The following is a 12,465-nucleotide window of genomic DNA, read 5'->3' as shown; positions in this document are numbered from 1 at the left end:
CGTTTGATTCGAAAGTAAGGGAAAGCAGCGCCTGAAAGGCAGGCACAAGTCAGCCAATGTAGCGGCTGACTGGGCAATTGCCTAGTGGCGTGTGCCGGGCGGCGTCACTCGGCGGCGCTGATCGCCCGTGCGCTGGCCACCTGGGCCGGGGCGAAGTGGCAGGTGAACGTGCTGCCGTGGCCGGGCACGCTGCTGATCTCCATGCGCGCGCGATGGCGCAACAGCACGTGTTTGACGATCGCCAGGCCGAGGCCGGTGCCGCCGGTGTTGGAGTTGCGGCTGGAATCGACGCGATAGAAGCGTTCGGTCAGGCGCGGCAGGTGTTTGCTGTCGATACCGATGCCCGAATCCTGCACGCTCAGGTGCGCGCCCTGATCGTCGCCCCACCAGCGAATCCGAATGTTGCCCTCGGCCGGCGTGTACTTGACCGCGTTGAACACCAGATTGGAAAACGCACTGCGCAACTCCGCTTCGCTGCCCTTGAGCAGCACGCCAGCATTGGCTTCCAGCGTGATGTGCTGATTCTTAGCGCCAGACAATTGCTGGGCGTCGCTGGTGATCGACTGCAACAGCGCATCGATCTGCACCGGCTGGTTGTCCGACGGGTAATCGGTGGCTTCGAGCTTGGCCAGCAGCAGCAAGTCGTTGAGCAGCGTCTGCATGCGCCCGCCCTGTTGCTGCATCTGTTGCAGGGCGCGGCTCCAGCGCGGGTTCACTTCCTCGACGTTATCGAGCAGGGTTTCCAGATAGCCGCAGATCACCGTCAGCGGTGTGCGCAATTCGTGGGAAACGTTGGCGATGAAGTCTTTGCGCATCTGCTCCAGTTGATGGATGCGCGTGACGTCGCGCACCAGCATCAGGTGCTCATTGTTGCCATAACGGGTCAGGTACAGCTGAATGCGCACGCGATCGTTGGTCGGTGAGGGGATTTCCAGCGGCTCGGCGAAGTTGTCCTGCTCGAAATATTCCTTGAAGCGCGGATGCCGCACCAGGTTGGTCACCGGTTGGCCACTGTCTTGCGGGGTCTTGAGGCCGAGCAGGGTCTCCGCGGCGCGGTTCCACCATTCCAGGTTGCCGTCGCTGTCGAGCATGATCACCGCGTCTTTGAGCGCCGCGGTGGATTCCTGCACCCGATCGATCACCGCTTGCAGCCGCCCGCGCACGCGTTGGTCACGGCGTTGCAGGTGGTAGATGCTGTCGAACACTTCGCCCCACAGACCGTAGCCATCGGGCGGCGCTTCATCGGGCTGGTGCTGGCGCAGCCATTCGTGCAGACGCAGCAATTGCTTGAGCGTCCAGGCCAGATACAGGCCCAGGCCCACCGCGAGGCTCCAGCCGTAATAACCGCTGATCAGCCCGATCACCAGGCACGCGGTGACCAGCAGCAGCATGTGGCGAATCAGGGTGCCATGCCAGTTTTGATTCACAGAGGCGTCCTTAGCCGCAGCTTCAAGTGTCAAGCTGCAAGCTACAAGTTGAAGCGGCGCGCTGTGTCTTGCCGCTTGTAGCTGAAAGCTTGCAGCTGTTCTTTATGCCTTCGTAGAGAACCGATAGCCCGTACCGCGCACGGTTTGTACCAGATTTTCGTAGGCATCGCCGAGGGCCTTGCGCAGCCGGCGGATATGCACGTCGACGGTGCGCTCTTCGACATAGACGTTGCCGCCCCAGACCTGATCCAGCAACTGGCCGCGGGTGTAGGCGCGTTCCTGGTGGGTCATGAAGAATTGCAGCAGACGATATTCGGTCGGGCCCATCTCGGCCGGTTTGCCGTCGATGGTCACGCGGTGGCTGATCGGATCGAGGAGCAGGCCACCCACTTCGATCGGCGCTTCGCCGTCGGTCGGGCCGGCGCGGCGCAGCACAGCCTTGAGGCGGGCGACCAGTTCGCGCGGGGAGAACGGTTTGGTGATGTAGTCGTCGGCGCCGACTTCCAGGCCCTGGATCTTGTTGTCCTCTTCGCCCTTGGCGGTGAGCATGATGATCGGGATGTCGCCGGTCAGCTCGTCACGCTTGAGGCGTCGGGCCAGTTCGATGCCGGACGTGCCCGGCAGCATCCAGTCGAGCAGGATCAGGTCCGGCTTGCGGTCGACGATGATGGCGTGGGCCTGCTGCGAGTTCTCTGCCTCGAGGCAGTCATAGCCGGCCATTTCCAACGCCACGGCGATCATTTCGCGAATGGGCGCTTCGTCGTCGACGATCAGAATGCTCCTGCCAACCATGCCTTAATCCTCTTGTCATTTAACTGTCTTGCGCCGCATTAGATAACGGAATTATTGCAGTCGTGTGACAGTATTTCAGCGCGACGGCGTTTATACCGATCCTGAACTAAGCTCTAAGTCCGAATCCTGACAACCACAAAAGAAGGTTTCCATGACTGCGATGACTGTTTCTTTCAAAGCCCTGCTGATGGCCGCTGCCCTGACTTTGCCTGGATTGGCCATGGCTGCCGAGCCGGCGATGGAGAAGGACGGCATGTTCACCGACCATAAAGGCATGACCCTGTACACCTTCGCCAAGGACTCCGCCGGCAAGTCCGCGTGCAATGACAAATGCGCAGCGAACTGGCCGCCATTGATGGCGCAGGCGGGTGACAAGTCGATGGGCGACTGGACGGTGGTCAAGCGTGACGACGGCTCGATGCAGTGGGCTTACCAGGGCATGCCGCTGTACACCTTCGTGATGGACAAAAAGGCCGGCGACATGACCGGCGACGGCAAGATGGACGGCGCGTGGAAAGTTGCCAAAGCCAAAGAGCCGGCGCCCAATACCCTGGGGGAGCGCGCGTGCGCGGTAACGCGGTGTGTCAGTTATTAAATAGGTTGACTGACACGACGCCTTCGCGAGCAGGCTCGCTCCCACAGGTTCGAATGTTCAGCGCAGTGCGTAATCCAGCACGATCCCGACAAAAATCGCCAACCCGGCCCAGTGGTTGTGCAAAAACGCCTTGAAGCAACGCATCCGGTCGCGATCGCGGGTGTACCAGAACTCCCACGCATAACAGCCAGCGGCCACTAGCAAGCCGAGGTGAAACCACATCCCCAGTTCGAATTTCGAACCCGCCAGCATGAGGCAACCCAACGACAGCGCCTGCAGGCTGAGGATGATTACCCGATCCGCTTCACCGAACAGGATCGCCGTGGATTTCACCCCGATCTTCAGGTCGTCATCGCGGTCGGTCATTGCGTAGTAGGTGTCATAACCCACCGTCCACAGCAGGTTGGCGATCCATAGCAGCCATGCCGCTGCGGGCAACTCGCCGGTCTCGGCAGTGAACGCCATCGGCATGCCCCACGAAAACGCCGCGCCCAGCACCACTTGCGGGTAATAGGTGTAGCGCTTCATGAACGGATAGGTACAGGCCAGCGCCAGACCACCCAGCGACAGCCAGATGGTCGGCGCGTTGGTGCACAGCACCAGCAGAAAACTGACGCCCATCAGCACGGCAAAGAACACCAGCGCTTCTTTCGAACTGATCTTGCCGCTGGCCAGCGGGCGCTGTGCAGTGCGTTTGACATGGCCGTCGACCTTGCGATCGGCCCAGTCGTTGATCACGCAACCACCGGCGCGGGTCAGCACTACGCCAAGAACAAAAATCACCACGTTGGCCAATGACGGCGAGCCCTTGCCGGCAATCCACAACGCCCACAATGTCGGCCACAACAGCAGATAGATGCCGATCGGCTTGTCCATGCGCGTCAACTGAATGAAATCCCAGGCGCGCGGGTTCAAGCGGTTCAGGGACTTGAGCAGGCTCTGATACATCAGCAGTTCTCCGGATGGGCGTGGGCGGCGCGCCACAGGCTCGGCAGGAAGATTTCCGCGACCAGCACGCTCAGCGCGCCGCGGTCGAAACGCGAGCGCCGCCCCCACAGCGCGGGCGCTTTGGCTTCTGCCGGCAGCCAGTCTTCAGGGTAATGGCAAACTTCAATGGCGCGGCGCTGAAACGCCTGATCGCAAAACAGCAGCTCGCCCAGCGAGCGGCTGCCCAGTTCATCCATGTGCAATCCGTCGCCCTGCAATGCCGCACGCGAGGCCACGCTGCGGGCGAACACCCAGGCCTCACCGTGGCCTCGCAGATACACCTCGCGCACCCAGCCTTCGCTGCCTTCGGCCAGTTCCAGCGCCGCGCATTCGTCGCTGCGCAGGGTGGCCCAGCCTTCGAACAACGGCGTCACGCTGAAGCCATCGCAGGACAGCCGCGTCAGGCGGCGAGTCAGCGAGCCTTCGTCAAACAACCAGTCCAGGGTCAGCGAATCGGGTCGGGGTGTCAGTCGGCTTTGGGTCAGCCAGAGCGGGGCGGGGCAGGCATTTGTATGTTGCACAATGAGTCATTATTGGCCGCAAATGAGGCGGCGAGCTTACCATGGCGGGCGGTGAGATTGATCGATCCGGGTGGCCGTTGCGCCGAACAGGCTTGCATCTGCCGGGCACCCTCAGTACAAAACGCCCTGAGCCGGATGGCAGCGCAACACCCATCGACCGTCCGCGCCAGCAATCGCCTGAACCTTGAGGAAGTATCCGAATGAAAAAGTGGCAATGCATCGTCTGTGGCCTGATCTACAACGAAGCCGACGGCTGGCCGGATGACGGCATTGCGCCGGGCACCCGCTGGGAAGACGTGCCGGCAGACTGGCTGTGCCCGGACTGCGGCGTCGGCAAAATGGACTTCGAAATGATCGAAATCAACTAAGCAAAATCAAGGAGCAAGGCATGAGCGCACCTGTCGTCATCATTGGCACTGGCCTGGCGGGCTATAACCTGGCCCGTGAGTTTCGCAAGCTCGACAGCGAAACCCCGCTGCTGCTGATCACCGCCGATGACGGCCGCTCGTACTCCAAACCGATGCTGTCCACCGGTTTCGGCAAGAACAAGGACGCCGACGGCCTGAGCATGGCCGAGCCGGGGGCCATGGCCGAGCAGTTGAAGGCCGAGGTGCGCACTCACACGCGCATTAGCGGCATCGATGCCGGGCACAAGCGCCTGTGGATCGGTGAAGAAGCGGTGTACTACCGCGATCTGATCCTCGCCTGGGGCGCGGAAACCGTGCGCGTGCCGGTCGAAGGCGATGGCGCCGAGCTGGTCTTTCCGATCAATGATCTGGAAGACTACGCACGGTTTCGTGCCGCCGCAGCCGGCAAGCGCCGCGTGCTGTTGCTCGGCGCCGGGCTGATCGGCTGCGAGTTCGCCAATGATTTGATCCTCGGCGGCTACGAAGTACAACTGGTTGCGCCGTGCGAGCAGGTCATGCCGACCCTGTTGCACCCTGCCGCTGCGGCCGCCGTGCAGGCCGGGCTGGAAAGTCTCGGCGCAAAATTTCACCTCGGCCCGGTGCTCACCCGGCTGCAGAAAGTTGCCGATGGCCTCGAAGCGCACCTGTCCGACGGTCAGGTCATTGCCTGCGACGTGGTGGTCTCGGCCATTGGCCTGCGTCCACGCGTCGATCTGGCAGCGGCGGCGGGCATCCAGGTCAATCGCGGTGTCATGGTTGATCGGCAGCTTAAAACCTCCCACGCCAATATTTACGCCCTGGGCGATTGCGCCGAGGTCGACGGGCTGAATCTGCTGTACGTGATGCCGCTCATGAGCTGCGCGCGAGCGCTGGCCCAAACCCTGGCGGGAAACCCGACGGCGGTCAGCTACGGCCCGATGCCGATCACCGTGAAAACCCCGGTGTGCCCGCTGGTGGTCTCGCCGCCGCCGCGTGGCAGCGAAGGCGTGTGGACGGTGGAGGGGCAGGGCGCCGACATCAAGGCGCTGTGCCGCAATGCCGAGGGTCAGTTGCTCGGTTATGCGCTGACCGGTGCTGCGGTCATGGAAAAACTTGCCCTGAACAAACAGCTTCCGGCCCTGCTGGCGTAAATGCCGGTCGTTCTGTCGTAAACACCCCGCTTTTGCCCCGACAAAGGTCGCGGGGAGACTGGCGTCGCCCGTATCCGCGTGCCATTCTCACTCCCGTCTGCCGCAGAGTAGAGCCTGCGGCGCCTTGGGCGCTGTTCCAACGAGAACAGCACGGACATAACAACAAAAAACCGTCAAAGGGGCTTCACTAATGCGTAAACCAGAACTCGCCGCCGCCATCGCGGAAAAAGCGGACCTGACCAAAGAACAGGCCAATCGCGTCCTCAACGCCGTTCTCGAAGAAATCACCGGCGCCCTGCACCGCAAGGACAGCGTGACGCTGGTCGGCTTCGGCACCTTCCTGCAACGCCACCGCGGCGCCCGCACCGGCAAAAACCCGCAAACCGGCGAACCGGTGAAGATCAAGGCCAGCAACACCGTTGCGTTCAAGCCAGGCAAATCGTTGAAAGACAGCGTTAATCCGTAATTGCAGCGAACCTCCTGAATAAAGGGAGAACCGCTGGGAAAAATGGGCATATCGATTGCGGTCGAATGCCCATTTTTTATGTCCGCCAATTAGTGAACAAGGCGCGCTAATGCCAAAGGTATTAATAAGGGCGTTTGATTAGCGCGACGGCTTTGCATACCTTCAGGCGATTAATAATTTTTTATAAATGCTATCAAGATGATGGCACTTTTAATGTTGTTTTGTTGTCCCGCAGCGATGCGTTGAAACAATACCGAAGTCTTTCGGAATCATCCTACATCCGAATTTTTCAAAAGCGGTCATGCTCCGAGCCGTCTTTGCCAGCGCGCTCCGTGGCGTTGCGGGTTGGTGAAACGGACGCTCTGGATCGTGGGTTTCAGGCGTGTCTGGGGAGAATGCACAGACGAAGGGCGTATCAGGGATACCCTGACTAGATATAAGGAAACCTCCTACAACAAACAAAGAACACTTCGTCTTGTTGTTTAATCAGATGCTTGCTAGTGGCCATCATTGTGATTACGATGCGCCCACTTGAAAGAGCACATCTCAATTGGATGAGTCGCTGAACTGCTCTTCGATACTGTCCCGCGTGGCTGACACTCTATTCGCCCGCACGACTGTAATCCTTAATAAAGGCCATGGATGTCCTACTCAAGCAAACTTTCCGCCCATTACCTCGAACTCGCAAAAGTCTCTGTTTCCAAAGAGAATTTCGCGGGCGAAGACGTTCGTTTTTCGAGCGAATTCGAGGCGCTGGAAAGCGAGCTGGCCAAAGCCTCGTCGATGCACGAAAGCGGGCAGATCGACTGGCTGAAAATCCGCGAAAACAGCGAAAACCTGCTGCGTACCCAATCCAAGGATCTGCGTGTCGGCGCCTGGCTGACCTGGTCGCTGTATCAGCGCGAATCCTTCCCTGGGCTGCTTGCCGGCCTCGGTCTGCTGCACCATTTGTCGGAAAACAACTGGGCCGACGTCCACCCGCTCAAACCGCGCACCCGTGCCGCCGCCATTGGCTGGCTGGTGCCGCGTCTCGAGCAGGTCATTACCGAAAACATCGCGATCAAAGAGCAGTTGCCGATGTTCCGGCAGCTCTCCGAGCACCTGGCCGGTCTTGAAGCCGCTTGCACTGAACATCTGGGCGATGACGCGCCGCTGCTGCTGCCGATCTCCCGTCGCCTGAAAACCATGATCCAGCGCGCTGCCGACAACCAGCCGGCCCCCGGCGTGGTCGGCGCGGCAGTGGCGCAGGTCAAGCAGGCCGCGACCCAGTTGCTCACTCCCGGCGCACCGATCGACAACGAACGCGATGCGCACAAAGCCCTGCGTGCCCAGCAGGAAAGCGCCCGGCCGTTGTGCGCCTGGTGGCTGAAACAGAAAGCCACCGACCTGCGCGCGTTGCGCCTCAACCGCACCTTGCTGTGGATGACCATCGACGCGGTGCCCGAGCGCAACGCCGAGCAGATCACCGTGTTGCGCGGCCTGCCGCTGGAAAAGCTCAAGCTCTATCAGGACCGTTTCGATCAGGGCAAATACGCCGACCTGCTGGTGGAACTGGAGGCGAGCCTGGCGAAGGCGCCGTTCTGGTTCGATGGCCAGAGGATGGTCTGGGAATGTCTCCAGAACCTCAACGCCGAATTGGCCATGCGCGAAGTGGAAATCCACTTCGCGCTTTTGGTTCAGCGCCTGCCGGGCATTGTCGAGTTGCGCTTCCATGACGGCGCGCCGTTCGCCGATCCGTCTACCCGCGCGTGGATCGCCGCCAACGTCATGCCGCACCTGCAGAGCGCCAGTGCGCCGCGCAAGGTCGAAAGCGAAAACGTCGAAACCCAGCCCGCTTGGGAGAAAGCGCTCGAGGAGGTCCTGCCACTGCTGCGCAAGGAAGGCCTCAAGCCCGCCGTGCAGACGCTCAAGCAGGGGCTGCAATCAGCCCACGGCGGGCGCGAACGGTTTTTCTGGCAGTTCGCCCTCGCGCGGCTGTGCTTCATGGCCAAGAAATACGAACTGGCCAAGAACCAGCTGGAAACCCTCGATCAGACATTACAGGACTCAGGCCTGCACGCCTGGGAGCCCGATCTTGCATTGGAAGTGCTGCACCTGCTGCACAGTTGCTGCGAGTTATTGCCGCAGAACCATGCCGTACGTGAACGCAAGGAAGAGATTTATCGCAGGCTGTGCCACCTCGACCTCGAAGTGGTACTCGAATAGGCCCCAGGGCCACAACCGCAAGGAGAAAAGCCATGGCCAAAGAAGGCTCGGTAGCCCCCAAGGAACGCATCAACGTCACCTTCAAACCCGCCACCGGCGGTGCTCAGGAAGAGATTGAACTGCCGCTGAAACTGCTGGCAATCGGTGACTACACCCACCGCAAGGACGATCGCAAAATCGAAGATCGCAAGCCGATCAGCATCGACAAGATGACCTTCGATGAAGTGTTGGCCAAGCAAGAACTGGGTCTGACGCTGAGCGTGCCGAACCGTCTGCAGGAAGATGGCGAGGCCGACGAGCTGGCTGTGCAACTGCGCGTCAATTCGATGAAGGACTTCAACCCGGCCAGCCTGGTCGAGCAAGTGCCTGAGCTGAAAAAACTGATGGAACTGCGCGATGCGCTGGTGGCCCTCAAAGGCCCGCTGGGTAACGCGCCTGCGTTCCGTAAAGCGATCGAAGGCGTGCTCGCCGACGACGAATCCCGTGGTCGCGTACTCGGTGAGCTGGGCCTGAACGCCGCAGCCCCGGACGCCTGAGACTCTTGCCAAGGAAGCCAACACAATGAGCACTAGCGCAGCACAAGAGAAGAGCGCCGCCAGCGGCGAATACAGCATTCTCGACAGCATCATCGCCGAAACCCGTCTGACTCCGGACGACGAAGCCTATGACATCGCCAAGCGCGGCGTGTCGGCGTTCATCGAAGAACTGCTCAAGCCGCAGAACAACGGTGAGCCGGTCAAGAAGGCCATGGTTGACCGCATGATCGCCGAGATCGATGCCAAGCTCAGCCGTCAGATGGACGAAATCCTGCACCACCCGGATTTCCAGGCGCTGGAATCGTCGTGGCGTGGCCTGCAGTTGCTGGTCGACCGCACCAACTTCCGCGAAAACATCAAGATCGAAATCCTCAACGTCTCCAAAGAAGACCTGCTGGACGATTTCGAAGATTCGCCGGAAGTCATGCAGTCGGGCCTGTACAAGCACATCTACACCGCTGAATACGGCCAGTTCGGTGGTCAGCCTGTGGGCGCGATCATCGCCAACTACTACATGTCGCCAAGCTCGCCAGACGTCAAGCTGATGCAGTACGTGGCCAGCGTTTCGTGCATGTCCCACGCGCCGTTCATTGCTGCCGCCGGCCCGAAATTCTTTGGCCTGGAAAGCTTCACCGGCCTGCCGGATCTGAAAGATCTGAAAGACCACTTCGAAGGCCCGCAATTCGCCAAATGGCAGAGCTTCCGTACTTCGGAAGACTCCCGCTACGTTGGCCTGACCGTGCCGCGTTTCCTGCTGCGCAACCCGTACGATCCGGAAGAAAACCCGGTCAAATCGTTCGTCTACAAGGAAACCGTTGCCAACAGCCACGAGCACTACCTGTGGGGCAACACTGCGTACGCGTTCGGCACCAAGCTGACCGACAGCTTCGCCAAATTCCGCTGGTGCCCGAACATCATCGGCCCGCAGAGCGGTGGCGCGGTTGAAGACCTGCCGTTGCACCATTTCGAAAGCATGGGCGAAATCGAAACCAAGATCCCTACCGAAGTATTGGTTTCCGACCGTCGTGAATACGAACTGGCCGAGGAAGGCTTCATTTCCCTGACCATGCGCAAAGGCTCCGACAACGCGGCGTTCTTCTCCGCCAGCTCGGTGCAGAAGCCAAAGTTCTTCGGCATCAGTGCAGAAGGCAAGGCGGCAGAGCTGAACTACAAGCTCGGCACCCAACTGCCGTACATGATGATCGTCAACCGCCTGGCTCACTACTTGAAAGTGCTGCAGCGCGAGCAACTCGGTTCGTGGAAAGAACGTACCGACCTCGAGCTGGAACTGAACAAGTGGATCCGTCAGTACGTCGCCGACCAGGAAAACCCGAGCGCCGAAGTGCGTGGCCGTCGTCCGCTGCGCGCTGCGCAGGTGATCGTCAGCGACGTTGAAGGCGAGCCGGGCTGGTACCGCGTGAGCTTGAACGTGCGTCCGCACTTCAAGTACATGGGTGCCGATTTCACCCTGTCGCTGGTTGGCAAGCTGGACAAAGAGTAAGAGCGACTCATGGACGGATACGGCAGCCTGTTCGAACGCCTCAACGGCGACGCACAACTACGCAATGGCAAGAGCCTCGAGGTTTCTGCCATGGCGTCGGTGGCTGCCCATCTGGCCAAAATGCTCAGCACCCGGGCCGGCAGCGTGCAAACGCTGGCCGACTACGGGTTGCCCGATCTCAATGACATGCGCCTGAGCCTGCACGACTCGCTGAGTCAGGCCCGCCTGGCCATCGAAAGCTTCATCGAAGCCTACGAACCGCGCCTGAGCAACGTGCGTGTCATTTCCCTGCCGCGTGACCACGATCAACTGCGCCTGGCCTTCAGTATCGAAGGTTTGCTGGAAGTTGAAGGGTTCAAGCGTCAGGTCAGTTTTTCCGCGCGCCTGGATGGCAGCGGTCAAGTCAAGGTCACCTAAGGAGATCCCCGATGTCTGGCAAACCCGCAGCACGCGTATCCGACCCCACCGCTTGCCCGCTCCCCGGCCACGGCACCAACCCGATCGCCGCCGGTTCCGGCGACGTGTTCTTCGACGGCCTCGCGGCCGCCCGCCAAGGCGATGCCTCGGCGTGTGGTGGTGCGTTGGTCGGCGATCTTGCCACTACCGTGTTGATCAACGGAAAACCGGCTGCCACGGTCGGTTCGGTTGGATCTCATGGCAATAAAGTAACGGCTGGATCGGGGACGGTGATTATCGGCAATTCGCATTCGCCGGCGCCGTTTGTGCCGCCGTTGCCGGTAGAGATCAAATGGCCGTTTAACGAGCACTACGTCATCAATTGTCAGGACTCTGGGAAGCCACTGGCGGGAGTGGCATACAGCTTCAAAACAGCCTCGGGGAAAGTTATCAGTGGGGTCACGGGAGCCGACGGGAAGACGCAAAAAATCTCGTCCTCTATAGCGGAGTCCTATGAGTTGACTATTGAACAGCAATCTGAAGTCGTAATTGGATAAAAGGATTTTGTTATGGCGGATACGAAAATAGCATCAAGTCTGACGCCGGCCAGTAACCAAACTGGTAAGTCTGCAGCTGTCCGTCAATTCAAAATCACAGACATACCTGATGCGATGGATAAGATGAAATGGCCAGTTGCTGCGAAGCTTATGCGCCACTGGTTTGATGGCGCGCCATGGCCAACCGCCGATGGTGCGATGAGTAAAGAGGTCAAAGACCATATTGCTCTTGCTGACATCGCCTACGTGAATGACACTATCGTAAAAATGGACTGGTTGATGCAGTTTGAACCTGCGAAAGCTGTCATTGAAGAGCTTAAGTCTGCTTGGGATAATACTGCAGGTCGTAATAATATAAGCAAGAAGATTAAAGATAAGTATCTTGGCTCGGCGCCGGGTGTCTATCCTTTTAAGTTTGCGGGCGCTAGGAAGGTTGAAGAGTTTGGATACAGTAATAATCGAGCAGTTAAATTTGGCCTGATAGAGAAAACTGATGAGTTGCGAGCTGCGCTGGCAAACTTTAATGTCCGCGTATTTCCAGAAGGAAAACTGGTGATTTCCGTAGATAGCATTCAGCTGTTTGTGGAGCGAATTGGGTTTTATGCTGAGGACGCGTATGACTTCAATGACTCACCGGATGACAATTTCAGTCAGCCATTGGGGTTCTGGAACTTTGATGGTATAGCCAACCCTGCCTATGCGGCCACCGCAAATGCCGGTGCAGCGCAGATGAAGTCAGACATCGCTTCAAACCCCTATATCAGTGCGGAAGATTCTCAGGCGATGTTTAGGGAAATAGAGAGCTCGCGTTATTTCTATATTACAAATTCTCACTTTGTAAAATATCGGATGGAATTTAAAAAAGGCGGTGATTTCCAGGTTCTGTCTGATGTTCAATATCAAAACGTTCCCGCGACAGTTATTAATGTTTGGAATAAATGATGC

At 59.2% G+C, this 12,465-nt stretch carries 13 protein-coding genes and 1 pseudogene; 10 read left to right on the top strand and 4 right to left on the bottom strand.

Annotated features, from left to right (window positions below; all coding sequences use genetic code 11):
* Nucleotides 1-104: 104 nt before the first annotated feature.
* Complete coding sequence (gene phoR / locus ACGSLL_RS07795) at nt 105-1,391, bottom strand: phosphate regulon sensor histidine kinase PhoR (RefSeq protein WP_394505010.1); 1,287 nt, start codon at nt 1,389-1,391, stop codon at nt 105-107.
* A 138-nt stretch (nt 1,392-1,529) separates the two neighbouring features.
* Nucleotides 1,530-2,219: a phosphate regulon transcriptional regulator PhoB gene (gene phoB, locus ACGSLL_RS07790; protein WP_007896474.1), complete on the bottom strand. Its 690-nt coding sequence runs from the start codon at nt 2,217-2,219 to the stop codon at nt 1,530-1,532.
* A 151-nt stretch (nt 2,220-2,370) separates the two neighbouring features.
* Between phoB and ACGSLL_RS07785 the strand changes: the two are divergent.
* A pseudogene (locus ACGSLL_RS07785) lies at nt 2,371-2,745 on the top strand (COG4315 family predicted lipoprotein); the annotation flags it as partial.
* A gap of 126 nt (nt 2,746-2,871) precedes the next feature.
* On the opposite strand, the gene ubiA reads toward ACGSLL_RS07785, so the two are convergent.
* Together ubiA and ACGSLL_RS07775 are read right to left on the bottom strand one after the other, a co-directional pair.
* Nucleotides 2,872-3,762 carry a 4-hydroxybenzoate octaprenyltransferase gene (ubiA, locus tag ACGSLL_RS07780; protein ID WP_394504617.1) on the bottom strand — a complete coding sequence of 297 codons (891 nt, stop codon included), beginning with the start codon at nt 3,760-3,762 and terminating at the stop codon, nt 2,872-2,874.
* Nucleotides 3,762-4,322, bottom strand: a complete 561-nt coding sequence (locus tag ACGSLL_RS07775; protein ID WP_394504615.1) for a chorismate--pyruvate lyase family protein — start codon at nt 4,320-4,322, stop codon at nt 3,762-3,764. The genes ubiA and ACGSLL_RS07775 overlap by 1 nt, the downstream gene beginning before the upstream one ends.
* A gap of 200 nt (nt 4,323-4,522) precedes the next feature.
* On the opposite strand from ACGSLL_RS07775, the gene ACGSLL_RS07770 reads away from it, so the two are divergent.
* From ACGSLL_RS07770 to ACGSLL_RS07730, 9 genes are all read left to right on the top strand, one after another.
* Nucleotides 4,523-4,690 carry a rubredoxin gene (locus ACGSLL_RS07770; protein ID WP_003177199.1) on the top strand — a complete coding sequence of 56 codons (168 nt, stop codon included), beginning with the start codon at nt 4,523-4,525 and terminating at the stop codon, nt 4,688-4,690.
* A 20-nt stretch (nt 4,691-4,710) separates the two neighbouring features.
* On the top strand, nt 4,711-5,859 hold the full coding sequence (locus ACGSLL_RS07765; RefSeq protein WP_394504613.1) for an NAD(P)/FAD-dependent oxidoreductase: 1,149 nt from the start codon (nt 4,711-4,713) through the stop codon (nt 5,857-5,859).
* A 190-nt stretch (nt 5,860-6,049) separates the two neighbouring features.
* Complete coding sequence (locus ACGSLL_RS07760; RefSeq protein ID WP_003213368.1) at nt 6,050-6,325, top strand: HU family DNA-binding protein; 276 nt, start codon at nt 6,050-6,052, stop codon at nt 6,323-6,325.
* A 642-nt stretch (nt 6,326-6,967) separates the two neighbouring features.
* Nucleotides 6,968-8,530 carry a type VI secretion system protein TssA gene (tssA, locus tag ACGSLL_RS07755; protein WP_394504610.1) on the top strand — a complete coding sequence of 521 codons (1,563 nt, stop codon included), beginning with the start codon at nt 6,968-6,970 and terminating at the stop codon, nt 8,528-8,530.
* A gap of 32 nt (nt 8,531-8,562) precedes the next feature.
* On the top strand, nt 8,563-9,066 hold the full coding sequence (tssB, locus tag ACGSLL_RS07750; protein WP_003229587.1) for a type VI secretion system contractile sheath small subunit: 504 nt from the start codon (nt 8,563-8,565) through the stop codon (nt 9,064-9,066).
* Nucleotides 9,067-9,091: 25 nt separating this feature from the next.
* A complete protein-coding gene (gene tssC / locus ACGSLL_RS07745) occupies nt 9,092-10,567 on the top strand; it encodes a type VI secretion system contractile sheath large subunit (RefSeq protein ID WP_016772499.1) in 1,476 nt (491 codons plus the stop codon).
* 9 nt (nt 10,568-10,576) lie between these two features.
* Nucleotides 10,577-10,984: a type VI secretion system baseplate subunit TssE gene (tssE, locus tag ACGSLL_RS07740; RefSeq protein WP_090287609.1), complete on the top strand. Its 408-nt coding sequence runs from the start codon at nt 10,577-10,579 to the stop codon at nt 10,982-10,984.
* 11 nt (nt 10,985-10,995) lie between these two features.
* Nucleotides 10,996-11,520, top strand: a complete 525-nt coding sequence (locus ACGSLL_RS07735; protein ID WP_083353839.1) for a PAAR domain-containing protein — start codon at nt 10,996-10,998, stop codon at nt 11,518-11,520.
* Between the two features lie 12 nt (nt 11,521-11,532).
* Nucleotides 11,533-12,462, top strand: a complete 930-nt coding sequence (locus ACGSLL_RS07730; RefSeq protein ID WP_394504605.1) for a DUF6402 family protein — start codon at nt 11,533-11,535, stop codon at nt 12,460-12,462.
* The last annotated feature ends 3 nt before the right edge of the window (nt 12,463-12,465 follow it).

Source organism: Pseudomonas retamae (assembly GCF_043496865.1).
Lineage (GTDB): Bacteria > Pseudomonadota > Gammaproteobacteria > Pseudomonadales > Pseudomonadaceae > Aquipseudomonas > Aquipseudomonas retamae.
This window is presented reverse-complemented; position numbering and strand designations above follow the sequence as displayed.

Excerpts from the sequence above, each read along its gene's own strand:
- ACGSLL_RS07730 (WP_394504605.1), top strand. The coding sequence starts at position 11,533 with ATGGCGGATACGAAAATAGCATCAAGTCTGACGCCGGCCAGTAACCAA.
- ubiA (WP_394504617.1), bottom strand. The coding sequence starts at position 3,762 with ATGTATCAGAGCCTGCTCAAGTCCCTGAACCGCTTGAACCCGCGCGCC.
- ACGSLL_RS07765 (WP_394504613.1), top strand. The coding sequence starts at position 4,711 with ATGAGCGCACCTGTCGTCATCATTGGCACTGGCCTGGCGGGCTATAAC.
- ACGSLL_RS07770 (WP_003177199.1), top strand. The coding sequence starts at position 4,523 with ATGAAAAAGTGGCAATGCATCGTCTGTGGCCTGATCTACAACGAAGCC.
- phoB (WP_007896474.1), bottom strand. The coding sequence starts at position 2,219 with ATGGTTGGCAGGAGCATTCTGATCGTCGACGACGAAGCGCCCATTCGC.
- tssE (WP_090287609.1), top strand. The coding sequence starts at position 10,577 with ATGGACGGATACGGCAGCCTGTTCGAACGCCTCAACGGCGACGCACAA.
- ACGSLL_RS07735 (WP_083353839.1), top strand. The coding sequence starts at position 10,996 with ATGTCTGGCAAACCCGCAGCACGCGTATCCGACCCCACCGCTTGCCCG.
- tssC (WP_016772499.1), top strand. The coding sequence starts at position 9,092 with ATGAGCACTAGCGCAGCACAAGAGAAGAGCGCCGCCAGCGGCGAATAC.
- phoR (WP_394505010.1), bottom strand. The coding sequence starts at position 1,391 with ATGCTGCTGCTGGTCACCGCGTGCCTGGTGATCGGGCTGATCAGCGGT.
- ACGSLL_RS07760 (WP_003213368.1), top strand. The coding sequence starts at position 6,050 with ATGCGTAAACCAGAACTCGCCGCCGCCATCGCGGAAAAAGCGGACCTG.
- tssA (WP_394504610.1), top strand. The coding sequence starts at position 6,968 with ATGTCCTACTCAAGCAAACTTTCCGCCCATTACCTCGAACTCGCAAAA.
- tssB (WP_003229587.1), top strand. The coding sequence starts at position 8,563 with ATGGCCAAAGAAGGCTCGGTAGCCCCCAAGGAACGCATCAACGTCACC.